Here is a 23,213-nt window from a genome sequence, read left to right on the forward strand (position 1 = left end):
ATATCTGGTCATACGCCGTGAACGACGCCCCGCCGGACTCTGCCAGAACCTTCGTGATCGCAGCCGTCAACGACGTCTTGCCATGGTCGACGTGACCAATCGTGCCAATGTTGCAGTGCGGCTTCGTACGAGCGAATTTCTCTTTGGCCATGACACCCTTGTCCTCGAAGGCGGCCCTCCGGGGCCTTGAAACGGGGTCGCATTAGGGGGTTTTGCGCGGGGATGCAAGGTTGTGCTCATTCACTTCCGCCGGTAGGTCACCGCGGCCTTCCGCGCGACTCAAAAATCCCGCTGCGACTAGGGCATGACGCGGAAGCCCTCCGGACCTAGCCTGTAGAGCTGCTTGCTGACAGGAAAGCCGCCATCGGGGGCTTTCGTCAGCGACCGCAGCGCGGCGACCACCTCGGCATCATCGGCGTCTMCGAAGGCGAGGATGTCGCGTGAGGGCACGGCGATCGCGACATTGCGTGGCAGATTCGGAATGTCCTTCCAAGGATTCTCCAGCAGCAAGATCGAGGCGTTGTAGTCGCCCTCGCCGAAATGGAACCTCCGCAGCTTTCCGAAATCATGGATCTCGAACCGGTCGACGCGCCGGACCCAGTTGTCCAGAACCGTGCGCAGCACGTCCTTGTCGCTCATCCCGTACTGGCCGCCCTCCCCAACGGAGACGAAGCGCGTGATCTTTGGAAGATCGAGTGCCGCTGCGACGATGATGTCGCCCTCCAGCGGAACATATAGCAACCGCGCGTTGGGGTCCCCCTTCTTGCGAGCCATGGCGGCGAACTGCTCGACATGGGATCGGTTCTTCATGACAGGGATCAGAGCCGCGATGAACCGTGCGCGCTCCGCTTCCGTCTTAAGGGCCGACTGGCCCGCGACCGCCTCGGTGACGCGCTGCGTCAGCTTGTCGAAAGCGCCCTGTCGGCTCTTCGCGTCTGGTAAAGCATTGAATTGCGCGCTGAGCGGAGCCAACCCCATCCGGACATCGTGACCGGCTGTCCTGAAAACCACATCGCCGGCTTCGACGCGCACGGCGCTGACGCCCGCACGACCTTTGAGCATGGTCGTGATCAGCCCTGCCATCTCGGTCTCGCTGAGAGGCCGAGCCTCGTTCAGCCGTTCACGCCCTATCGTTTGAGCGATTGAAGCCGCCGTAGCGGCAAGCACGGCTATGGCCGCAAACAGCACAACCAGTAAGCGCAGCATGTCGAGTTCCCCAACCCGCGAGCAGTATCGCGCGCCAGGAACATAATGGCAACATATTTTAATGACGCTACGTCATACGCCGCCGAACACCCGCCGATAGCGCTCGATCGCCCTGGGGGCGCCGGAAACCTTCTCCGGGTTGTCGGAGAGCTTCACCGCCGGCCGGCCGTTCGCCTTGGTGACCTTGCAGACCAGCGACATCGGATCGAGCGCGCGCGAACCGTCGGGCGAGCAGCCGACGAGGTCGTTGGTGAGGTCCGTGCCCCAGCCGAAGGCCATGCGGACCCTGCCGTCGAAGTGGTGGTAGACGCGCTCGATCGCGTCGACGTCGAGGCCGTCGGAGAAGACCAGCATCTTGTCGCGCGGATCGCGCCCGCGCTCGCGCCACCAGGCCATGATCGTCTCCCCGGCCGGTATCGGCGGGGCGCTGTCGGGGCGAAAGCCCGTCCAGTCCGCCACCCAGTCCGGCGCATGGTGCAGGAAGCTCTGCGTACCGAAGGCGTCGGGCAGCGCGATCAGCAGGTTGCCGCCATAGACCTGGCGCCATTCGTCGAGCACGCGATAGGGCGCGCGCAGCAGCTCCTCGTCCGAATCGGCGAGCGCGGCCAGCACCATCGGCAGCTCATGCGCGTTGGTGCCGATCGCCTCGAGATCGGCATCCATGGCGAGCAGCACGTTGGAGGTGCCGGTGAAGGCCGACCCCAGCCCTTCCTTCAGTGCCTCGACGCACCAGCGCTGCCAGAGATGGCCGTGGCGCCGGCGCGTGCCGAAATCCGAGAGCTTGAGATTCGGCAGCTTCTGCAGCCGCTCGACCTTGCCCCACATCTTGGCCTTGGCGCGGGCGTAGAGCACGTCGAGCGAGAAGCGCTTCTGGCCGAGCATCACGCGCCGGGCACGCAGTTCGTTGATGATGGCAAGCGCCGGCACCTCCCACATCGTCGTGTGGGTCCAGGGTCCTTCGAAATGCAGCTCGTACTGCCCGTCCACCCGGCGCAGGTCGTATTCGGGCAGCTGGAAATCGGCGAGCCAGCCCATGAAGTCCGGCGAGAACATCTGCGTCTTGCCGTAGAAGCTGTTGCCCGCCAGCCAGATCAGCTCGTTCTTGGTGAAGCGCAGCGAACGGGCGTGGTCGAGCTGCGCCCGGAGCTCGCCCTCGTCGACGATATCCGCGAGGCGGATGTGCTTCGAGCGGTTGATCAGCGAGAAGGTGACCTGCACGTCCGGGTGGAAGGCCCGGATCATCTGCAGCATCAGGAGCTTGTAGAAATCGGTATCGAGCAGGCTGCGGATGATCGGGTCGAGCCGCCAGCCATGGTTATAGGTCCGCGTCGCGATGTCGGTGAAGATCATGACGGCATCAGGTCCGGGGCAGGCTCACGGCGGAGGCAACAGGATGGCGCAGGCGCCGGGCGAAGAACGGCGCATCAGAACAGCGCCTTGAGCGCCGGCGCAAGCGCGGGCCACGCAGCCATGCCCAGCGACAGGACCATGAGTGCCGCCAGCAGCACGCCGAGCAGCGGCAGCACGGCCCGGAATACCGCGGCCGCCGGCACCCGCATGATGCCGCTGACGACATAGACGAGGATGCCGAGCGGCGGCGTCAGCCCGTGGATCATCAGATTGACCACGAGGATCACACCGAACTGGATCGGGTCGAGCCCTGCCGTCACCGCGACGGGCAGGAGGAGGGGCGCCAGCAGCAGGATAGCGGCACCGATATCGAGGAAGAGCCCGGCCACCAGCAGTACGAGGTTCGCGAGCAGCATCACCGCGTACGGGCCCGCCCCGAACACCGTGACGAGGCCGGCCATCTGTTCGGAGATGCGATCCACCGCGAGCAGGAAGGCGAAGGGCGCCGAGGCCCCGATCAGCAGGCCGATCGCTGCCGCCTCCGCCGCGGATTTGCGCAGAGCCGCCAGCACGCCGCGCCAATTCAGGCTGCGCAGCGCCAGACAGGCGATCGCGGCATAGGCGACGGCGAGCGCCGAGGCCTCCGTCACCGTCACCACGCCGAAGCGGATGCCGACCACGACGACGACACCGAGCCCGATGGCGGGAATGGCACTGAGGAGCGCCCTGCTCCGCTCGGCCGCGCTCGCCTTCGGCGCGGCATCGACCACGCCGCGCACGCTGAGATGGATGCCGATGGCAAGCGACAGCGCCAGCACCCCGCCGGCGACGAAGCCACCGAGCAGGAGCGAGCCGACCGAGAGATTCGTCGCGCTCGCCAGGATGAGGAAGGCGATCGAGGGCGGGATGATGTTGTCGAGCATCGAGACGCCGGCGACGATCGCCGCAGCGTTCGCCGGCGGGTAGCCGCGCGCGACCAGCGTCGGCGCCATCACCTTGGCGCCGAAGGCGGCGTTCGCCACCGAGGAACCGGAGGCCCCGGAGAACAGCACGCTGGCGACCAGCGCCGTCTGCGCCAGCCCCGCCTGCCAATGCCCGACCAGCGTCGCCGCGAAGCGGATCAGCCGTTCGGCGAGTCCGCCTTCCGTCAACAATTCGCCAGCGAGCAGGAAGAAGGGAATGGCCAGCAGCAGAAACTTGCCGACGCCGCCGACCATCGTCTGCACGATCGCCGGCTCCGGCAGCAGCCCACCGAAAGGCCCCGTCAGCGAGACGCCGGCCAACAGGGCGAAAGGCAACGGCGCGCCGAGCAGCAGCCCCAGCCCGGCGACAAGCGCGGCAACGAGGCTCGGCGTCGGGAAAAAGTCGAAGGAAAGCTGCGCGAGCCCGTAGAGGCCCAAACCCAGCAGCAGTGAGGCAATCGCGCCGGCCCAGCCCCGTTCGAGCCCGCCGCGCAGGAACAGCGCCAGAATCGTCAGCCCGCCCCCGCAGGCGAAGACGGCGAAGCGCAGCGCCTCCGGCAGGCCGAGCACGGTGGACTGGCCACCGACCAGCAACGCGACGTTGACCCCGCCGCCCGCCAGCACAAGCGCTCCATGGATCGCGATCGCATCGGCGGCAATCGCGGCGGCCTTGCGGAACCCGTCGGGCAGCAGCCGGACCAGCACGTCGAGCCGCATCGCCAGCGTCCCCGTCACCGCGAGCGGAGCGCCGACAGCGATCAGCGCCAGATGCAGCCAGATCGCAAGCTCGTCCGACCAGACGAAGCCGCCGCCGAACAGGTAGCGCCGCAGCACAGCCGCCATGACCACCGCGAACAACAGGGCGAGGATGGCCGCGCCGGTCAGTTCCAGCACATGGCGCAAGGCCGCTTCCGCCCGTGCCGCCGGCCTCCCGCCGCGGTTTCGCTCTGTCTCGGTCATCCTGCCGCCATGCCCAGCCTCGCTGCCCAGTTCCGGCCTCCGACGGCCTGCGTCAAGCCATCCGAATTGACATCGCCCATGATTTGGCGACAGGAGCGGGTTCATCGCATCGATGCGGCAGGGCCCGGATGGCGCCATTGCCGATCAGCGTCCAGGTCTGCCAGAAGACGAGCTATGGCTTCCGAAATCACCTCGCCCGCCGCCGGCTTCGGCACGGACCCCGGCGCCCCCTACGACCTCGCCGTCGTCGGCGGCGGCATCAATGGCTGCGGCATCGCCCGCGATGCGGCCGGGCGCGGCGCCTCGGTCGCGCTGTTCGAGAAGGACGATCTCGCCAGCGCCACCTCCTCGCGCTCGACCAAGCTGATCCATGGTGGGTTGCGCTATCTCGAATATTACGAATTCCGGCTGGTGCGCGAAGCGCTGATGGAGCGCGAGCGGCTCTGGGCCATCGCCCCGCACATCATCCGCCCGCTGCGTTTCGTGCTGCCGCATCACAAGGGGCTTCGCCCGGCCTGGCTGCTGCGCCTGGGCCTGTTCCTCTACGACCATATCGGCGGCCGCAAGCTCCTGCCGGCCACGCGCACGCTCGATCTCGCGCACGACGTCGTCGGCAAGCCGCTCAAGGACAACCAGGCGAAGGCTTTCGAATACTCCGACTGCTGGGTCGAGGACGCCCGGCTCGTCGTATTGAACGCGATGGACGCCGCCGTGCGCGGCACCGCGATCCACACGCGCACGCGCGTGGTCTCGGCGCACCGTCAGAACGGCCTCTGGCAGCTCGAAACCGACGGCCCGGAAGGCAGGCGGACGGTCTGGGCAAAAGCGCTCGTCAACGCCGCCGGGCCCTGGGTCGCCGAGGTGCTGAGCGGCGTGATCCACACCAATGCCCGGGCCGGCGTCCGCATGGTTCAGGGCAGCCATATCGTCGTGCCCAGGCTCTACGATCACGACCGCTGCTACATCTTCCAGAACGCCGATGGCCGCATCGTCTTCGCGATCCCCTACGAGCAGGACTTCACCCTGATCGGCACCACCGATCGCGACTACAAGGGCGATCCGGCCGAAGTGGCCGCCACGCCCGAGGAGATCACCTATCTCTGCGCCGCAGCGAGCGAGTATTTCCGCCAGCCGGTCACGCCGGATTCGGTGGTCTGGACCTATTCCGGCGTGCGCCCGCTCTACGATGACGGCGCCTCGAAGGCGCAGGAGGCGACCCGCGACTATGTGCTGACGCTCGACGCTCCCCAGGGCGAGGCGCCGCTGCTTTCCGTCTTCGGCGGCAAGATCACGACCTATCGCCGCCTGGCGGAAGCCGCGATCGCCAAGCTGGCGCCACATGCGCCTTGGGCGGCCCGCGCCAACTGGACGATGACCGGCGCGCTGCCCGGCGGCGATTTCCCGGTCGGCGGCTTCGACAAGCTGGTCGCCGAGATCGCCGGCGCGTACCCTTGGCTTGAGCGCAAGACCGTGGCGCGGCTCGCCCGCTGCTATGGCACCCGCACCCGCGAAATCCTTGCCAGCGCGAAGAGCCCCGCCGATCTCGGGCGCCATTTCGGCGCTGATCTGTATGCAAGCGAAGTCCGCTATCTCATGCGCGCCGAATGGGCGCGTAGGGCCGCAGACGTGCTCTGGCGCCGCGGCAAGCTGGGGCTGCGGCTCTCCGCCGACGAGCGCGAGGCGCTCGACGACTTCATGCAGCGGGAAGTCACTGCGGCTGCCTGATCCGTTTTCCCTATAAGAGCAATTGCTTGCGAGCCGATGCGGAATCAGTACCGGAAGTTCAGCGTTGGAGCTTGAGTTACTTCCACGGAACCACGTCGTCATCCCGGCTTGAACCGGGATCCATGCCAGAGCGCTTCCGAGGCAGGTTCGGGCATGAACCCCAGCTCTCCGCAGCGCTGCGGCGAGCGTTTCCGTAAAAATCGGCACGGCGTCAGAAGCCGCAGATCTCCACGAGCCTGTCCTGCGTCTTCGAGCCGGGAACGCCGTCAACCTTGAGCGGCGGATAGGTCTTCTGGAAGGCCTTGACCGCTTTCGTCGTCTTCGGCCCCTTGATCCCGTCAACGGGCCCTGCTCCGAAGCCCAGCGCGTTCAGTCGGAACTGGACTCCGGTCAACAACACGGCCTTCGGCGCAGCCTTTTCGCCCGCCTTGATCACCATTTCGGGCAGCTGGATGACGGTCTTGCCCTGCTTGCGTTGCTTGAAGGCATCGAAGCTCGCCTTCACGACCTCGGGCGGCGCGGGGTCGGATTTCGTGGGCGCGGAGGTGGCCGCCACGACCACCGGCGCTGCGAAATCGACTCCCTCGAGCGTCTCGATCGCGGTCATGCCTTCGATGACGAAGGCGACGCCCTTGAACAGCGTGATCCCTTGCTCCATCAGCCCGGTGACGCCCAGCGTTTTGACCGCCCCGATCGCCTGCCCCTCCATGAGATTGATGCCGGCCTTGTTGACCGCCCCGTAGTTCAGGCTTTCGACGAGGCTCTCGAGCGTGGCGTGATACCGACCGCCATAATCGGCGAAACGTACCCGCCCCAGCGCATCGCGCACCGCGATGACGGTATGGTTGATCGGCTCGCCTCGGGTGGTCGTGCAGCGGATTGCGAAGACCGTGACGCCGTCCTGGGACTTGGCGAGCTGGGTGACGCCCTGGATCGACCTCGCCTGCAGCTGCCTGACCTTGACGCCCTGGGCGATCATGAAATCCATCGCCTGCTTCACATGCGCGCCAAGTTCGTCGACACCGAACTGGTCTTTCGTGATCGACTTCAACGGCCTGCCGACGGCCTTGGCCATCTCCTTCAGGGTGACGAAGTAGCTCCTCCCCCGCGCGATCGACATGGCGTTGTTGACCGCCTGGAAGGTGCATGGTCCGGTCACGCCCTGGACCTGCACCGCAAACCGGATCCGTTGCATATGGATCAGCCGCGAGAACATCCCGCCCGCCTTCCCCATCGGGCCGAGCAGGGCAAGCAGGCGCAGGCCGTCCTTGCCGACCCCTGCCAGGCCGCCCTCCGCCATGCCCTGACCGAAGCGCAGCACATCGACATAGCCCGCTCCGAGGTCCATGGAGGTCTGCACGGTGGTGGCAACCGCGACCGCCCACCATTGCGGGTTGTCCTGGACCCATTCGCCCAGTATTTTTTCGGTTTCCCGCTTCTGCTTGTCCCACCAGTCGGCATATTCGGAGAAGGCCATCGTCGCTTCCTTGTCGTGACGGTCTGCTCCTCTTTGTCGATGTCGGACGCCGATCGGTTCACGCCACCTGATAGGCGAAGGCGCCGCCCTCGACGGAAACCCTCGCCTCGGTCAGCGGCTTCTTCTCGAGCTGCAGGTTGAGGATGGCGCGCGAGAGCGCGGGAAGCATCGAGTTGGTGATGATGTTGTCGATCATGCGCCCGCCTGAATCCGGGTCGTTGCACTGGCCGACGATGTGCTCGACCACCGCGCCGTCATAGACGAAGCTCGCCTTGTGGTTCTCCGCCAGCCGCTTGCCGATGCGCCCGAGTTGCAGCCGCACGATGCCGGCCAGCATGTCCGACGACAGCGGATAATAGGGAATGGTCACGAGCCGCCCGATCAGCGCCGGCGGGAAGACCTTGAGCAGCGCGGGCCTGAGGCTCACCGCCATCTGCTCGGGATCGGGCTTGGCCGCGCCGTTCGCCGACATGCTCATGATCTCGTCGGTCCCGACATTCGAGGTCAGGATGATCAGCGTGTTCTTGAAATCGATGCGCCGGCCGGTGCCGTCCTCCATCTGGCCCTTGTCGAAGACCTGGAAGAACAGCTCGTGCACGTCGGGATGTGCCTTCTCGACCTCGTCGAGCAGCACCACCGAATAGGGCTTGCGCCGCACGGCCTCGGTCAGCCGTCCACCCTCGCCATAGCCGACATAGCCGGGAGGCGCGCCCTTCAGCGTCGAGACGGTATGCGCCTCCTGGAACTCGCTCATGTTGATCGTGATGACGTTCTGCTCGCCGCCGTAGAGCGCCTCCGCCAGCGCTAGCGCCGTCTCGGTCTTGCCGACGCCGGAGGGGCCGCAGAGCATGAACACGCCGATCGGCTTGTTCGGGTTGTCGAGCCTGGCGCGATTGGTCTCGATGCGCTTGGCGATCATGCCGATGCCGTGCCCCTGCCCGACCACGCGCTTGTTCAGCGTCTCCGCAAGGTTGAGCACCGTTTCGATCTCGTCCTTGACCATCCGGCCGACCGGGATGCCGGTCCAGTCCGAGACGACCGAGGCGACCGACTGCTCGTCGACATGGGCGTAGATCATGCGCTGCGCCGGATCGATCTCGCCGAGTATGGCGAACTTGGCGTTGAGCGCGGCGCGAGCCTCGGCCGTATCGGCCGCGGGCTCGGCGGCCGGAGCGACTGCCTCAGGCGCGGGTGTGCCGGCATCCTCGCTCGCCTCCTGCTTGGTGGCTTCGGCCTTCGGATCCGCGCCCGGTGCCCTCTCGCCGAGCTTGGCGCGCAGCGCCTTGATCTCCTCGACGATGGCAAGCTCGCTCGCCCAGGCCGCTTCGAGGCCGTTCAGCTTTTCCTGCTTGTCCGCGATCTCCGCCTCGATCTCACCAAGCCGCTTGGCGCTGTCGGTGCCGAGATCGGCATCCGCGGTCAGCGCCGCCTTCTCCTGTTCCAGCGAGGAGATCGCGACGCGCGCATCCTCGATCGCGGCCGGCGTCGCGCTCTGGCTGATGGCGACGCGGGCGCAGGCGGTATCGAGCAGGCTCACCGCCTTGTCGGGGAGCTGGCGCGCCGGGATATAGCGCGAGGAGAGCTGGACAGCTGCGACGATGGCAGCATCGGAAATGCGGACCTTATGGTGCTTCTCCATCGGGCCGATCAGCCCGCGCAGCATCGTGCAGCAGCGCAGCACGTCGGGCTCGTCGACCTGCACGGGCTGGAAGCGCCGGGTCAACGCCGGGTCCTTCTCGAAATACTGGCGGTATTCCGACCATGTCGTCGCCGCGATGGTGCGCAGGGTGCCGCGCGCCAAAGCCGGCTTGAGCAGGTTGGCGGCGTCGCCCGTGCCGGCCTGTCCGCCCGCGCCGATCAGCGTATGCGCCTCGTCGATGAACAGGATCACCGGTGTCGGCGAGGACTGCACCTCGTCGATCACGGAACGCAGCCGCTGCTCGAACTCGCCCTTCATCGAGGCGCCGGCCTGCATCAGGCCGATATCGAGCGCGCAGACCTTGACGCCTCGGAGCGGCGGCGGCACGTCGCCGGCCGCGACGCGCTGCGCGAAGCCCTCGGCGATCGCGGTCTTGCCGACGCCCGCCTCGCCGGTGAGGATCGGGTTGTTCTGGCGTCGGCGCATCAGCACGTCGATGACCTGCCGGATCTCGTCGTCGCGGCCGAGGATCGGGTCCATCGTGCCGGAGCGGGCCTTGGCGGTGAGGTCCTGCGAGAAGCGGTCGAGCGCTGTGGTGCCCTTCGGCCCCTCAGCGGCCTCGGCACCCGCCGTGCCGGCTGCTCGCAGGCCTGAGCCGTCCATCGGCCGCAGGTTCTCTTCCTGCGAGCCTTCCCAGATCTTGCCGTAGCCGGCGGCGAGTTCATCGACCGGAATCTTGCCGAATTCCTTGGATAGCCCCGAAAGCGCCCTGCGCAGATCGTTCGACTTCAGCGCCGCGACGAGCAGATGGCCTGTCCTGATCTGCGTCTCGCCGAAGAACAGCGTCGCGTAGTGCCAACCGCGGTCGAGGATATCGACGACGTGGTTGGCGATGCCGGGCATCTCCGTCTCGTTCCGGCGGAAGCCTTCGACCACGCCGCCCAGATCCATCAGCAGCTTGGCGCGGTCGAGCCTGTAGTGGTCCGCCGTGAGGGTCAGGTCATTGGCGCTGCCCTGCAGGATCTGCAGCAGCCAATGCGCCAGCTCGACATTGCGGTTGCCGGCGCCCTTGGCCTGCCTCAGCGCCTGCAGGAAGGTGTCGTAGCCGACCCGGTTGAGCTTGCCCGTGACGGCTTCGAGGCTGATATCGGCCATGGTCGTCCCCTTGGAGTATCGGTTAGGCGGCGCTGCTGCGCTTCAGGCGCATGCGCTCGGCGGGATGGAAGCGGGCGTCGCGGCGTAGCGCGCCTTCTTCGATGGTCCAGTTCGGCGCCATCCAGCTCGTCCAGCCGAGATGGCCGGACTGGCCGAGCCTGACGGGCTTCACCTCGCCCACCGGCAGCGCCAGCTCGACATCCCATTCGAACTGCTCACCGAGATGCAGGAACACCGCGTCGGCCAGCGGCGCGCAGCGGTCGCCGTTCGGCAGGAAGCGCTGGAACTCGCCGAGGTCACCAGCCACGATCTTCACGCGGAACTTGTCCTCGACACTGTAGACGCTGGCGCCGAGCAGCGCGTCGCCGCCGAGCGTGCAATGCGCCCCGCCGAGCCGCGTCCGGTCGGCCGGATCGAAGATGAGACGCATGCCGACGAACTGCTCGATCTCGACCTCGGCCTTGAACAGACCGGCGAGGAAACGCTGCAAGCGCGAGGCGGATTTCGCCTGCGCGCCGATCAGCCCGGCATGGGCGAGCTTTTCGGCATCGGGCACGCTGTCTCGGGCGAGATAGGGCTTCGAGCCCACGCCGATCATGCTGCCGATATAGGCGGCGAAGCGGTCGAGGTCTGGCCGGTCATGCTGCGCGATCGGCCGTGCATCCGCCCAGGCGCGGTAGAAAAGCTGCAGGAAGCGATGGTTGAAGATGTCGAGGAAGCGCGGGAAGGCGTCGTCGCGCGCGATCTGCCAGTGATAGCTCTCCTCCGTCGTCGCCAGTGGCAACGCGCCCTGCGGGCCGAGCAGGCCGAGGAACTTAACGAAGAGCCTGAGCCGCCCCTGCGCGTCGCGATCCGCCTCTGCGATGCTCGAGGCCGGGAAGTCGAGAAAGGCCTGCTCGCCCAGCGCGACATATTCCTCGCGCCGCGAAGCGACATCGCCGATGCGCGGACGCTCCGGGAAGCTGCGTTCCAGCCGGCGCATCACCGCATAGAAGTCGAAACGCCAGGGCTCGGCTTCAAGCTGCGCCTGATAATTCGGCGCCTTTTCCAGCGGAGTGGGGGCGTCTTCCGTCACAGGATGCGCCTCGAACCGGCACGCGGCGGAAAGCGCATGACTTCGCCGCGCTCCACCGTGCGGATCACCGTCTGGGTGAAATGGTTCATCGCCGCGTATTCGGCGAAGAAGCGATCGAGCACCGCACCGAGCAGGAAGACGCCCGAGCCCTCGAAAGCTTTCTCGTCGAGCAGCACGGTGATCTCGAGCCCGCGCCCCGCGCCTGTCCCAGCCCGCTGCGGAAAGCGGCGCACGACGGGGCGGCTGTCGACGCTCTTGATCCCGCGGATGCGCCGCTCGGTGGCGCTGTCGGCGAGATCGGCGAAGAGCGAGAGCAGCTCGCGCAAGGCCGCGCCATTCTCGCCCGCGCCACGCTGGACCAGGCCGAGCTGGTTCAGGCTGATCAGATTGATTAGCCGCCAGGTCACGACGCCCGTCGAGGCTGTCTCGGCGCGCAGCTTGAGCTGCGAGACGACCGGCTCGCGCGGCGGGGTCGGCCCGGCGAGGCAGGCGACGTCGAGCGAGACATTGTCGATCAGGCGGAAATCGGCGCCGCCGACGCCGGTCGGCAGATGCTCGGTCAAATGCCGGTTGGAGCAGAGCGCGCGCACGCTGAGCTCTGCCACCGAGGCGCTATCGTTCACGCCCGCCGGTTCGACCAACGAGATGAACATCTCCGTGCCGGTGTAATCGGAGGCACGCCCCTGGCGCCGCTCGGCCGAGGAGCGCCGCCGCGGCAGGCGCCTTTGCGTGTAGTGCAGCCCGTGTAGCGGCGACGCGCCCTCCGGCGAGGAATAGAGCGGGTGCACCGGCTGCTTCTCACGCCCGCCAGCGTAGTGGGCGTGGACGGAGAGAATGCTGTGCGGCTCATAGTCGAGCGCGCGGCTGCGATCCGGCACGACATGAAACTCGTGCTGGTTCGTCTTCACCGGAATGCGATCGGCGGTCTTCTCGAACAGGTTGACCGCGGGCGCGGCATAGAGCGCGAACATCTCCTTGCCCACGGCGCCGGGCAGCCGCGTATTGACCTCGTCGAAGACGAAGATCAGCTCGACCGTCTTGGCCGTGAGCCTCGGCATGATCCCGCCCAGCCCTTCCAGCCGGAAGCCGAGGAACTTGCGCGGGAACCAGAACAGCTCGCGCAGCAGCTCGAAGCCGCGGAAGACGCGCGTATCGGCCGGCAGCATCGCCTCGTCCTCATCGAAGCCGATCTGCTCCAGCCCGCAACCTTCGCCCGGCGTCACCACCGGATCGCCGAACGGGTCGAGATGGCGGAAATGGATGCCGATGCAGTTCGCGAAGAGCTGCTCGTAGAGCGCAACCGCATCGCCCTCGCCGCCGAGCAGATGGAAACTCAGCTCCCGCGCGCGGCAGCCGGCAAACCAACTCGCCGGGTTCTTGAGCGCGTCGGCCGCCGAGCGTTCCTGCACGGGGTCGGCCATGACGCGATGCGTCAAGGTCAGGCGCAGGCCGGCCAGCGCGCGCGGCCCGGCCTTGATGCCGAGCGCCTGCAGCGGCCCCGGCGCGGGAATGTACTCCGCCGCCGTGATCTCGAAGGGCCAGAGCGTGATGTCCGCGCCAAGACGGTAACGGCAGGCGACACGCCGCTCGCGTTCGAGATAGGTCGCATCGACATAGGAGCCACGCGGAATCCGGACGCCCTCGCGCAGGCCCGGATCCGAGTAAGGCGGCGTGATACCGGCCAGCAGTGCCGAGGGCGTCGGCGCGAGGTAGTTCGGCAGCAGCTGTTCGAGGAGGTTGTTGGTGAACTCCGGGAATTCGTGTTTCAGCTTGAGCTGCACGCGCGCGGCGAGGAAAGCGGCGCCTTCCAGAAGTCCGGCGACCATCGGGTCCATGCGCTCACCGGCAAGCCCGCCGAGCCGCTCGGCGATGCCGGGATACTCCTCGGCGAACTCCTTGCTGTGCTCCATGAAGAGCCGGAGTTCCTGGTTGTAGAGGTCGAGAAACTCCTGGTTCACCGCGTCAGCGCCCCTTGATCGCGATCTTGCCGGTATCGAGTTCGAGATCCGCGACGAACTCGACGGGTACGTTGAGCGGCTCGCAGTTCAGATCGGCGCGCACGAGGAAACGCACCTTGAGCTCGGCCGGATCCAGCGCGTGGTCGCGCTCGACGGCGATCGACTTGCGGATCAGCCGTGGCTCGTAGCCCATCAGCACACCCGCTAGGTCCTCACGGATCGTGTCGACGCGCTGCTCGTCGATCGACAGCCGTGTCATGTCCGGAAAGCCGTGATTGAGGATGGAGCGGCGCACATCCTCCAGCCCCGAAAGGTCGAGCGCGGATGCGAGGTTGACGGTATTCACCAGCGCATCGAGATCGATAGCGATCTCGCGCCTGAGCTTCTGTTCGGTGATGGCAGCCCGCGGCGCCGCGCGTCGGTTCGCAATCACGCGTTCGCCGCTCTCGTCCCTCAGGTCGAGTGCCGTCTTCGCATCCTTTTCCAGATGCGCTTCCCGAAATGCGAACATCAAAGGCGGCCGCAGCCGCTTCTTCGCAATCGGATCGGTCATGTCGCCTCGCCTGCCACGGAAAGGCGCCGGTTCCGGCCGGACCGCCTGTCGTCCTCGCGGACGCAGAATGGCGATCCAGCCCTTTGCCGAGGCATCGGATGGGTCCGAAAAGCGCGTTCCACTTTTCGGTCCGATGCCGGCGGAACCGGCGCATTGCACTTCACTTCGCGTTGGCCTTGATGTCCCAGGTCATCGTCATCGCCGCATCAAGATCGCCATCGGCCTTCTGCGGCTTGTACTCGAACTTGATCTTGGCGTAGTTCAGCGAGAACTGATCTGTCGGAATGCTGTTGCCGCCGACTGCATCGCCGGACTGATAGCTCGACACCAGCAGGTCCTCCAGCGTCACGACATAATAGTCCTTCTGCTGCTCGCCCTGCTTGCGGACATAGAGCACGGCCTTCTTGATATGCTTGCCGCTGGCGCAGGCCTGCGCAAGGTTGGTCGAGGCCTTGCCGACCTGCGAGGTGAAATGGACGTCCTGGAAGCTCGCCTTGCCGGCTCCGCCGCCGGCATTCGCGGCATGCGAACCGGCGTTCGAGATGCCCCAGGAGAAGGAATCCACCTCGATCGTGTCCTTGTGGGTCTTGTCCTTGCTTTCGCCCTTGATGCCGTCGATCTCGAGCAGGAAGTCGGTAGCCATGTTTACCTCCAGAGTGTGAATGGTTGGATGCTCACTTCCGTGAGCGGACCGGTGGACGCACCTCTCCTGTCGCGCCGCCCGGGCGGGCCGGCGCGCCGAAGATTCTCGTTGCCGCCGTCACCTGACGATCAGGTGGCGGTCACTGCTTGGGAGCTGGCAGTCGCGAGACCAGGCTCAGGCCGATATCCATGCCTTCGAGCTGGAAGTGCGGCCGCAGATAGAACTTGGCCGAGTAGTAGCCAGGGTTCTCCTCGTCCTCGAAGACATCGATGCGCGCATCGGAGAGCGGGCGCCGCGCCTTCGTCTCTTCGCTGGAATTGACCGGATCGCCGTCGACATATTCGGTGATCCACTCCTGCAGCCAGCGGCGCAGAGGCTCCTTTTCCTTGTAGGAGCCGACCTTGTCGCGGACCATGCACTTCAGGTAGTGCGCGAAGCGCGAGACGGCGAACATGTAGGGCAGCCGCGACGACAGGTTGTCGGAGGCGGTCGCCGCCACGCCGTCCGGCCCCGAGAAGGCCTTGGGCTTGTAGAGCGACTGGGCGCCGATGAAGGCGGCCTTGTCGGTGTTCTTGCGATGGATCAGCGGGATCAGGCCGGACTTGGCCAGCTCCGCCTCGCGCCGGTCGCTGATCGCGATCTCGGTCGGGCATTTCAGATCGATGCCGCCATCATCCGTCGGGAAGGTATGCGTCGGCAGGTTCAGCACCTCGCCGCCCGACTGGACGCCGCGGATGCGGGTGCACCAGCCATATTCCTTGAAGGCGCGGTTGACGTTCACTGCCATCGCATAGGCCGCGTTCATCCAGGCGTATTTCTCGCCGCGATGGCCGTCGGTGTCCTCCTCGAAGGCGAACTCCTCGACCGGCTCGGACTTGGCGCCATAGGGCACGCGGGAGAGCACCCGCGGCAGGCACAGGCCGACATAGCGGGAGTCGGCCGCGTCGCGCAGCCCCTTCCAGGCGGCATAGTCCGGCGTATCGAAGACCTTGCCGAGATCGCGCGGGTTCGACAGCTCCGTCCAGCTGTCCATGCCCATCAGGGTCGGATCGGCGCCAGCGAAGAAGGGCGCATGCGCCGCCGCAGCAACCTTCGACAGATCGCGCAGGAGCTGCACGTCGGTCGGGACATGGCTGAAGTGATAATCGCCGACCAGGCAGCCGAAGGGCTGGCCGCCGAGCTGACCGAACTCCTGCTCATAGACCTGCTTGAAGAGGGGGCTCTGGTCCCAGCGCGCGCCGGGATAGGTCTTGAGATTGCGGGCGAGCTCGTTCTTCGAGACGTTCATCACCTTGATCTTCAACTGAGCATCGGTCTCGGAGTTGAAGACGAGGTAGTTGAGGCCGCGCCAGGCGCTTTCGATCTTCTGGTATTCGGGTGCGTGCAGCACCTCGTTCATCTGCTCGGTCAGCTTGGTATCGAGCCGCGCGATCATCTCCTCGATCGTGTCGATGACATCGCCCTTGATCAGGGTCTGGTCCGCCAGAGCCTGGTTGACCAGGGTCGCGACCGCGTTCTCGACCTCGGTCGCCGCCCGCTCGGTCTTGGGTTTGAAACTCTGCTTCAGGATCGCCGAGAAATCATCGATCTCGCGGGTCTCTACAGCCGCGCCACCGGGCTGCTGGGTTTGTGCTTCCGCTGCCATTGCCGCCTCGCTCGCTTAACCGTCTGGCGGACCCTTGATCCACGCGAGAGCATTGCTTCTGCGAAAACCGGTTCCCACGTTTTCGCGCATGCTCACACGGCGGGTCCGTGCACCTGTTCTCAGTTCGCCGTCTTGCCTTCGGAAGGTTCGCTCTTACCGAGCCTGTCCTTCAGCGCCGTCATCAGCTGCGGATCGGCGAGCAGCGCCTTGATCTGGTCGCTCGCTGCCATCTTGCCGTCCATGTAACGCAGCAGGTTGGCGAGCTGCTCGCGCGCTTCCAGGAGCTTGGCCGTCGCCGGGACCTGGCGGGCGATCGCCGCCGGGTTGAAGTCCTCGAACTTCTTGAACTTCAGCGCGACCGAGAGCTTCTCGCTGCTGTCCTCGCCCAGCTTGTTGGGCACGTTGAACGACACGGCGGGCTCGATCGCGGCCATGCGCTGATCGAAATTGTCCATGTCGAAGTCGAGGAACTTGCGCTGCGAAATCTCGGGCTTCTCGATCGCCGAAGCATTGCCGGAAAGGTCGGCGAGAACGCCCATGACAAAGGGCAACTCGATCTTCTGCTCGGCGTTGTACGGGTCCTCATACGTGATGTGGACCCGAGGCGGCCTGTTGCGGCGGATGAACTTCTGTCCTGAATCTCCGGCCATGACGTGCCCTCTGCATCCGTGCCACGCCGACGTAACGTGACATCTTACCCAGTTTCACTCATCATCGATGTAGTCGTGCCATCGCGACGGAAGGTTCAAAGAAAAGGCGAAAAACTGACCTAGCTGTCGCTCTCCGGAATCTGTGCGACATCCGGCAGGATATTGCCGAGAAGCGACATGAAATCCTGCTGTGCCAGCCCGCAGGCCTTGTCCATCAGCAGCGGCGTCGGGTGCGACGGCTCGACCTGGCGATAGAAGGCAGCAACCGCTCTCATCGCGCTGACCGCGTCGGCACGGCTGCCGATCGCGATCGCAGGCACCGCCTCGGCCGGCGGACGCGCGGCCTCTATCGGCTGCACCTCGGTGGCGCCGCCACCAGCTTCCGCGACCTGCGCGTCAGTGGGGCTATGCTCGTCCGCATAGCCGCTATCATCAGCCTCTTCGGCATAGCCCTGCTCTGCGTCGTCCGTTGCCTCGTAGCCATCCGGCGCCGGCAACCGCTCGAGCGGCAGCCGGAATCGGCGCAGCTCGCCGATCTCGATCACCGCCTTGTCGACATGCTCGGGAAACATGATCTGGATGACCTCGATCAGTGACTTTCCGATCAGCTGCTGTGCTTGTCCGATCAGCAGGACGGCCGGGCTGGAAGGCTCGGTTTTGCGAAAGTAGCCGAGGCATGCGGCAAGCGTATCCTTCACTTGAAGGATGTTCGAAAGGCCGCCGGGACCGAAGCTCGCAGGGCTCGCTGCCGGCACTGGCGCGTCGTTCGCCGCTGGCGCCACCCCGGCCGATTGATGGCCCGGAACGCGCCGCGCGACCGCTGCGTCGAGGAAGGCAGCGATCTGGTCGAGAAGCGCCGCCAGGCGCGGAAAGCCGAGCGGATGATCGACACCGACCTTCTCGAGCCAGACCATGCCGATGCGGGCGAGCGCATCCCGCGCCGCGCCGACATGGCCGAGGGTGGCGGTCAGTTGGTCCGGGTCGATCTCCGCCAGCGCGGCATTGATCGCACCCGTGTCGGGATGCTGCTCCCCTTCGACCAGCTTCGTCTCGCCGCTGGCGACGAGCTGGCTGCGGAAGATGAAGGGGCCGAGGCGGCGGCTTACGAAGAGCGGCGCATGCTGCAGCGGCAGCACCACGGTCGGCAGCTCGTCGAGCCCTTGCAACGCGACCTCGCGCATGACGAAGTCGCCGTCCATCGCCCGCGGATGGACCTCCGCCCAATAGCTGCCGAGGAGATCGGCAATGGCTGAAAGGCTGGCCGCGAAACCCGCGACGTCCCGGTTGAGGATCGTCAGCTTGGCCGCGAGCACGAGCAGGCGCAGATCGCGCGAGCGTTGCAGCAGCTTGCCGAGATCGGAAAAGGCGACCGGAAACTCGATGCTGGTGCGATCGAAGGCGACCTGCCGGCCCTCGTCGTCGCGGCGGAAATACGAGGGCGGCAGCGCGACTTCGAGCCGTGCCATGACGTTCATGAAGTCGTTGTCGTCCTCGAGGTCCGGCCCGCAGGGCTCCTCGGCCGAAACGAGCTTCGTCAGTTCGGCAAAATTCAGGCCCGCCATCGCTCTCCCCGCTCACAGGCTGGGCAGTGAGGGCGCAGCCCGCATCGCCCCGTTATTCAGATCCAGCATCTCATTCGGTGCGCAGGCGGGTTTCCACCCGGCGGTTGTCGCCGGAGAGCGGATCGGCGACGAGCGGCCGTTCCTGACCGTAGCCCTTGGCGACGAGCTTGGTCGGACTGACGCCCTGCTGGCCGAGGTAGCGGACGACCGCCTGTGCCCGGCGCTGCGACAGGTTGAGATTGTAGCCGGGGGTGCCGGCGGCATCGGTGTGCCCCTCGACCATGAAGGTCTGCGCGGCGAGCTGCGGCGTCTTCAGAGCCTTCGCGAACTCGTCGAGATTGACCCTCGCCTCCGGCTCCAGCACGTCGGAATTGTATCTGAACTTCACCACGAGATCGAAGGCGCTCGGCGGCCTGGCGACCTCGACGGCATGGCCGGCCTTGGCGCATTCGGCTTCCGTGCCGACGCAAAGACCGCGTGTGAGGCCGGGCTTGGGCGCCGCCGTCGGCCCGAAATGCTTGACGATATCCTCGGCCTTGTAGGTCTGCGCCGCCGCCGGTGCGGCCGCCGTGAGAACCGCAGCGCCGGTCAGTGCGACAAAGGCCATGAAGCCGGACTGCTTGCGCATGGGAACCCTCCCGATAAATGGCGCCATTCGGCGAACGAAGACTTGAGGAGCCGACGATGACTCCCGTTGTTAGTTGCGTCAAGGCGAATTTAAGTTCAATCGGCGAAGGATTTCGTTGATGTCCGCCAATCTAGGGCAAGCTCAAAGAACCGCTTCATTCACGACATCATCTGGTCAAGATAAATTTGCACTTATCAAGTTCGAAGCCAGCGAAGCTTTGAGCGAGTTATTTACCTACAACATCGAAGCAGCAAGCAAAACGGATAATGCCGACCTGCAAAGTATCATGAGCGAAAAATGCTCGATCAAATTCACGCTCAAGAACAAGAGCGAGCGGGTCCTGAACGGCACGCTGGTCGATGCGCAGTGGCTCGGCCGGCAGGATGACCTCCAGATCTACCGCTTCACTCTGAGGCCCTGGCTCTGGCTGCTCTCGCAGCGGGCAGACTGCCGGATCTTCAAGAACAAGACCGCGCTCGACATCATCAAGGAGATCTTCGGCAAGGAAGGCTCGGCCAGCTTCGAGGATCGGACCAGCGAGACACTCCAGCCGATCGACTACTGCGTGCAGTATCGCGAGACAGATCTCGATTTCGTGCTGCGGCTGATGGAGCAGTACGGCGTCTACTACTATTTCAAGCACAGCGACGGCGACCACAAGCTGGTGCTCTGCGACTCCCGCTCCGGCCATGACGAAGTCGCGGCGGCAGCCGAGCCGAGTTTCCAGGGAGCCTCGTCGGCCTACGCTTTCGTCCCGCAGGGCTACCGCTTCCCCCGCTCGCAGGTCGAGCACCTCACGCATTGGTCGACGATGCGCCGCCTGCGGACCGGCAAGTTTGAGCTCAAGGATTACGACTTCGAGAAATCGGAATCCGACCTCACCGCCCGTGCCGAGGAAGGCTTCCCGAAGGCCAAGTCCTACGAGGCGTACGACTATCCCGCCGCCTACACCAGGCGCGACCGCGGCGAGCATTTCGCCCGCGTCATGGCGCAGGCCGAGCAGGCCAAGGACGACCGGCGCCATGCCGGCGGCGACGCGGCCAGCCTCTATCCCGGCGCGCTGATGAAGCTCTCCGACCATCCGACCGGCTCCGAGAACGTCGAGTATCTCGTCGTTCGCGCCAGCCACGCCTACGGCATCCAGAGCTATCGCTCTTCCGGCCGGCAGGACGAGGCGCTCTATCACGGCTCCTACGAGCTGCAGAAGAGCGACCGGCGCTTCCGCGCTCCGCTCGTCACGCCACGCCCAACGGTCTACGGGCCGCATACGGCCAAGGTCGTCGGCGAGCGCAACCGGGGCGAGGAAGGCGATATCGACGTCGACGAGTACGGCCGGGTCTGGCTGCGCTTCCACTGGGACCGCGAGGACGGCTCGACCTCCTGCCGCACGCGCGTCGCGCAGATGTGGGCCGGCAAGAACTGGGGCGGCCAGGTCATCCCCCGCATCGGCCAGGAGGTGATCGTCGAATATATCGAGGGTAACCCCGACCTGCCGATCATCGTCGGCGCCGTCGTCAACGACCAGCACAAGCCGCCCTACGATCTGCCGGCGAACAAGACGCAGTCGGGTCTCAAATCGGAATCGACCGACGGCGTCGGCTTCCCGGATTGCTACAACGAGATCAAGTTCGAGGACCGCAAGGGCCAGGAAGTCTTCGAGATGCACGCCGAGAAGGACCACAAGGTCGTGGTCAACAACATCGAGACGCGTGAGATCGGCGACAACTTCCAGAGCGGCGGCTATTCCCGCAGGACCACGCTGAAGAAGGGCGACGACAAGCTCGACGTCGAGAACGGCAAGCTCGATATCGAGGCACTGACGGAGATCAATCTCAAGGTCGGCGAGAGCCGGATCAAGATGACGCCGGGCAGCATCGAAATCACCTCGCCCAGCATCAAGATCAAGAGCGTCGGCATGACGGAGGTCGGCAGCGACGGCACCGTCGTGATCAAGGCTCCCATGGTGACGATCAACTGAGAGAGCTACCGGACATGTCACGCCTGCGTTTCAGCACCGCCAGCGAGGTGTTCGAGACCTTTCCCTCGGCGCATGAGGCCGTCACCATGCCGCCGACGGCCGAGCCGCCGCTCTCGTTCCTAGCGCGGCTCGCCAAGGGCCCGGCGCCGACGGAGGCGATCGGCTTCTGCGCCTTCCTGCTGCCGCGGCGCGAAGCGATCTGGTGGGGGCTGCAGGCGGTGCGCGCCATGCAGCCGCCCGGCGTGCAGGACCCCGGCCTCGCCGCGGCCGAAGCCTGGGTGCGCGAGCCCGGCGACCGCACACGTTTCGAGGCGCTGAAGCTCGCCCAGGTCGGCGACCGCGCCCGGCCCGGCACCTGGATCGCCTGGGCAGCCGGATATTCCGGCGGCAGCATGGTCGAGAGCCACGGCGTGCCCTGCCCGCCTGACCTTACAGCCAAGATGGTACGCATCGCCGTGCTCAACGCGATCAATCGCCTGCCGTCACGCGAGCGCGAGGTCGCCTTGCATCGCTGCATCGAGGCGTGCATTCGTTTGGCGGAAGACGATGCCGGCAAGCGCTAGCGACGGTTCGAGACCATGGCGCTGACACTGACGATCGAGAACGAGACGTCCCTGCCGGATGGCGGGCCGCTGAGCGTAACCGCTAGCGGCGGCCGTGGCCTCGACATCGGCCGCGATCAGCATCTCGACTGGGCGCTGCCCGATCCCTCGCGTGCCGTCTCCGGCCGCCACTGCGAGATCCGCTTCCGGGACGGCGCCTGGTGGCTGCGCGACATCTCGACCAACGGCACCTATGTCAACGGCGGCGAGCATCGCGTCCAGTCGCCCTATCGGCTCCAGAACGGTGACCGGCTGGAGATCGGCCACTACGTCATCGCTGTCACGATCGACGATGAGGGGAGGCAGGCTCCCCCGGCGTCGTTCTCCTCGCCGCCCTATTCGGCCCGCCCCGAAGCGCTCTGGGAGGCGAACGAGGAAGCTGCCCCGCCCATTGCCCGCCGCGACCTGATGCCGCCCAGCCACGCGAAGCCGGTCCACGCCAGCTTCATCGACTGGGCTGCCGACATCCCAGCGCCGGATGCCGGGCCACTCCCACCCGTATCCGCCCCACCCCGCCCCTCACCGGCCTCGCAGAGTGACGACTTCGCCTGGGCGCCCCTGCAGCCGCCGCCCGTCCCGCCGGCCGAGCCTGTGGCGCCGATCCCGACGCCCCGGCGCCCGCCCGTGAGCCCTGCGTCGGCAAACCCGTGGGATGAGCCCGCGCCCGGCGCCGTACCCGCCGAAGTCTCAAACGCGCCGCCGGAGCCGGCCTTCACGCCCATGCCGACCTTCCCGTCAGAAGCGCCCGTGCGCACCGCAGCACCGCCGCCGATCTCGATGGGCGAGTTCATGCGGCGCTTCGCCAAGGGCGCCGGCGTCTCGCCGCAATCCCTGTCGACGCAGGATCCCGGCGCCTTCGCCGAGCAGCTCGGCGGGCTGATGCGCCTGATCGCGGAGGAACTGAAGGGCCTGCTCGCCGCCCGGGCCGAGACCAAGCGCATCGCCCGCAGCACCAACCAGACCATGATCCAAGCGCAGGACAACAATCCGCTGAAGTTCTCGCCGACCGTCGATGACGCGCTGCAGCTGATTTTCGGCCAGCCGCGTAGCGGCTATCTCGATGCGAAGCGCGCCTTCGACGAGAGCTTCCGCGACCTCAAGGCCCACCAGATCAAGACCTATTCGGCCATGCAGCATGCGCTGAAGATGCTGGTCGAGGACCTCGATCCGCAGGCGATCGCGGAAGCCACGGCGCAGGATGGCGGTCTCGGTGGCCTGATCGGCTCGCGCAAGGCGAAGATGTGGGAGGCCTATGTCGCGCGCTGGGAAGCCAAGACTGCCCCTTACGAGAACGGCCTCGTCGACGCCTTCATGATCTATTTCGCCGAATGCTACGACCGCGGCGGGAAATGACGGCGGCTGACACCGTCATGCTCGCCCTTGTGGTGAGCATCCACGTCTTGGACCCGTCACGCGGCAAGGAAGACGTGGATGGTCGGGACAAG

General features: G+C 66.1%; 18 protein-coding genes. 4 read left to right on the forward strand and 14 right to left on the reverse strand.

The genetic code is table 11. The annotated features are described in order from the left end of the window. The 4 genes from AC1DIN_RS00005 to AC1DIN_RS00020 form a co-directional block, all read right to left on the reverse strand. Positions 1 to 151: GTP-binding protein (locus AC1DIN_RS00005; RefSeq protein ID WP_476808705.1), on the reverse strand; the 151-nt coding region annotated here is incomplete at its 3' end. 146 nt (positions 152 to 297) lie between these two features. After that, entirely contained in the window at positions 298 to 1,083 is a 786-nt protein-coding gene (locus AC1DIN_RS00010) for a DUF1444 domain-containing protein (protein ID WP_476808229.1), read from the reverse strand. 195 nt (positions 1,084 to 1,278) lie between these two features. Next, entirely contained in the window at positions 1,279 to 2,556 is a 1,278-nt protein-coding gene (gene pncB, locus AC1DIN_RS00015) for a nicotinate phosphoribosyltransferase (RefSeq protein WP_441471799.1), read from the reverse strand. Positions 2,557 to 2,630: 74 nt separating this feature from the next. Continuing rightward, positions 2,631 to 4,478: a TRAP transporter large permease gene (locus tag AC1DIN_RS00020; RefSeq protein WP_476808230.1), complete on the reverse strand. Its 1,848-nt coding sequence runs from the start codon at positions 4,476 to 4,478 to the stop codon at positions 2,631 to 2,633. 174 nt (positions 4,479 to 4,652) lie between these two features. On the opposite strand from AC1DIN_RS00020, the gene glpD reads away from it, so the two are divergent. Further along, positions 4,653 to 6,203: a glycerol-3-phosphate dehydrogenase gene (glpD, locus tag AC1DIN_RS00025; protein ID WP_476808231.1), complete on the forward strand. Its 1,551-nt coding sequence runs from the start codon at positions 4,653 to 4,655 to the stop codon at positions 6,201 to 6,203. A gap of 211 nt (positions 6,204 to 6,414) precedes the next feature. Here glpD and AC1DIN_RS00030 read toward each other — a convergent pair whose 3' ends face one another. The 10 genes from AC1DIN_RS00030 to AC1DIN_RS00075 all read right to left on the reverse strand — a co-directional run bounded on the left by AC1DIN_RS00030 (position 6,415) and on the right by AC1DIN_RS00075 (position 19,188). Beyond that, positions 6,415 to 7,680, reverse strand: coding sequence for a peptidoglycan-binding domain-containing protein (locus AC1DIN_RS00030; RefSeq protein WP_476808232.1), 1,266 nt, complete (start codon positions 7,678 to 7,680; stop codon positions 6,415 to 6,417). Between the two features lie 58 nt (positions 7,681 to 7,738). Beyond that, the gene (gene tssH / locus AC1DIN_RS00035) at positions 7,739 to 10,474 is read right to left on the reverse strand and encodes a type VI secretion system ATPase TssH (RefSeq protein ID WP_476808233.1); all 2,736 of its coding nucleotides are present in this window, start codon (positions 10,472 to 10,474) and stop codon (positions 7,739 to 7,741) included. Between the two features lie 22 nt (positions 10,475 to 10,496). Continuing rightward, a complete protein-coding gene (gene tssG / locus AC1DIN_RS00040) occupies positions 10,497 to 11,549 on the reverse strand; it encodes a type VI secretion system baseplate subunit TssG (protein WP_476808234.1) in 1,053 nt (350 codons plus the stop codon). Next, complete coding sequence (gene tssF / locus AC1DIN_RS00045) at positions 11,546 to 13,507, reverse strand: type VI secretion system baseplate subunit TssF (protein WP_476808235.1); 1,962 nt, start codon at positions 13,505 to 13,507, stop codon at positions 11,546 to 11,548. Before tssF ends, tssG begins: the two co-directional genes overlap by 4 nt. Positions 13,508 to 13,511: 4 nt before the next feature. Next, a complete protein-coding gene (locus AC1DIN_RS00050) occupies positions 13,512 to 14,060 on the reverse strand; it encodes a GPW/gp25 family protein (protein WP_476808236.1) in 549 nt (182 codons plus the stop codon). Positions 14,061 to 14,220: 160 nt separating this feature from the next. Continuing rightward, positions 14,221 to 14,703: an Hcp family type VI secretion system effector gene (locus AC1DIN_RS00055; RefSeq protein ID WP_441471791.1), complete on the reverse strand. Its 483-nt coding sequence runs from the start codon at positions 14,701 to 14,703 to the stop codon at positions 14,221 to 14,223. Between the two features lie 139 nt (positions 14,704 to 14,842). Then, positions 14,843 to 16,348 (reverse strand): type VI secretion system contractile sheath large subunit, encoded by a 1,506-nt coding sequence (gene tssC, locus AC1DIN_RS00060; RefSeq protein WP_441471790.1) that lies wholly within the window; start codon positions 16,346 to 16,348, stop codon positions 14,843 to 14,845. A gap of 119 nt (positions 16,349 to 16,467) precedes the next feature. Then, positions 16,468 to 16,998 carry a type VI secretion system contractile sheath small subunit gene (tssB, locus tag AC1DIN_RS00065; RefSeq protein ID WP_441471789.1) on the reverse strand — a complete coding sequence of 177 codons (531 nt, stop codon included), beginning with the start codon at positions 16,996 to 16,998 and terminating at the stop codon, positions 16,468 to 16,470. A gap of 119 nt (positions 16,999 to 17,117) precedes the next feature. Next, entirely contained in the window at positions 17,118 to 18,560 is a 1,443-nt protein-coding gene (locus tag AC1DIN_RS00070; RefSeq protein ID WP_476808237.1) for a type VI secretion system protein TssA, read from the reverse strand. A gap of 70 nt (positions 18,561 to 18,630) precedes the next feature. After that, entirely contained in the window at positions 18,631 to 19,188 is a 558-nt protein-coding gene (locus tag AC1DIN_RS00075; protein ID WP_441471787.1) for an OmpA family protein, read from the reverse strand. A 118-nt stretch (positions 19,189 to 19,306) separates the two neighbouring features. On the opposite strand from AC1DIN_RS00075, the gene AC1DIN_RS00080 reads away from it, so the two are divergent. From AC1DIN_RS00080 to tagH, 3 genes are read left to right on the forward strand one after another with little or no spacing between them, the layout of a single operon-like run. After that, positions 19,307 to 21,166: a type VI secretion system Vgr family protein gene (locus AC1DIN_RS00080; RefSeq protein ID WP_476808238.1), complete on the forward strand. Its 1,860-nt coding sequence runs from the start codon at positions 19,307 to 19,309 to the stop codon at positions 21,164 to 21,166. A 14-nt stretch (positions 21,167 to 21,180) separates the two neighbouring features. After that, the gene (locus AC1DIN_RS00085; protein WP_476808239.1) at positions 21,181 to 21,729 is read left to right on the forward strand and encodes a DUF6931 family protein; all 549 of its coding nucleotides are present in this window, start codon (positions 21,181 to 21,183) and stop codon (positions 21,727 to 21,729) included. 15 nt (positions 21,730 to 21,744) lie between these two features. Next, positions 21,745 to 23,121 carry a type VI secretion system-associated FHA domain protein TagH gene (gene tagH / locus AC1DIN_RS00090; RefSeq protein ID WP_476808240.1) on the forward strand — a complete coding sequence of 459 codons (1,377 nt, stop codon included), beginning with the start codon at positions 21,745 to 21,747 and terminating at the stop codon, positions 23,119 to 23,121. The last annotated feature ends 92 nt before the right edge of the window (positions 23,122 to 23,213 follow it).

Source organism: Allobosea sp. 05T438 (assembly GCF_056396025.1).

What these genes read in the sequence shown, in the direction of transcription:
- AC1DIN_RS00030 (WP_476808232.1), bottom strand. Translation starts at nt 7,680, where the DNA reads ATGGCCTTCTCCGAATATGCCGACTGGTGGGACAAGCAGAAGCGGGAA.
- tssH (WP_476808233.1), bottom strand. Translation starts at nt 10,474, where the DNA reads ATGGCCGATATCAGCCTCGAAGCCGTCACGGGCAAGCTCAACCGGGTC.
- AC1DIN_RS00075 (WP_441471787.1), bottom strand. Translation starts at nt 19,188, where the DNA reads ATGCGCAAGCAGTCCGGCTTCATGGCCTTTGTCGCACTGACCGGCGCT.
- AC1DIN_RS00050 (WP_476808236.1), bottom strand. Translation starts at nt 14,060, where the DNA reads ATGACCGATCCGATTGCGAAGAAGCGGCTGCGGCCGCCTTTGATGTTC.
- AC1DIN_RS00070 (WP_476808237.1), bottom strand. Translation starts at nt 18,560, where the DNA reads ATGGCGGGCCTGAATTTTGCCGAACTGACGAAGCTCGTTTCGGCCGAG.
- AC1DIN_RS00055 (WP_441471791.1), bottom strand. Translation starts at nt 14,703, where the DNA reads ATGGCTACCGACTTCCTGCTCGAGATCGACGGCATCAAGGGCGAAAGC.
- tssC (WP_441471790.1), bottom strand. Translation starts at nt 16,348, where the DNA reads ATGGCAGCGGAAGCACAAACCCAGCAGCCCGGTGGCGCGGCTGTAGAG.
- pncB (WP_441471799.1), bottom strand. Translation starts at nt 2,556, where the DNA reads ATGATCTTCACCGACATCGCGACGCGGACCTATAACCATGGCTGGCGG.
- AC1DIN_RS00080 (WP_476808238.1), top strand. Translation starts at nt 19,307, where the DNA reads ATGTCCGCCAATCTAGGGCAAGCTCAAAGAACCGCTTCATTCACGACA.
- AC1DIN_RS00020 (WP_476808230.1), bottom strand. Translation starts at nt 4,478, where the DNA reads ATGACCGAGACAGAGCGAAACCGCGGCGGGAGGCCGGCGGCACGGGCG.
- AC1DIN_RS00085 (WP_476808239.1), top strand. Translation starts at nt 21,181, where the DNA reads ATGTCACGCCTGCGTTTCAGCACCGCCAGCGAGGTGTTCGAGACCTTT.
- glpD (WP_476808231.1), top strand. Translation starts at nt 4,653, where the DNA reads ATGGCTTCCGAAATCACCTCGCCCGCCGCCGGCTTCGGCACGGACCCC.
- tssB (WP_441471789.1), bottom strand. Translation starts at nt 16,998, where the DNA reads ATGGCCGGAGATTCAGGACAGAAGTTCATCCGCCGCAACAGGCCGCCT.
- tagH (WP_476808240.1), top strand. Translation starts at nt 21,745, where the DNA reads ATGGCGCTGACACTGACGATCGAGAACGAGACGTCCCTGCCGGATGGC.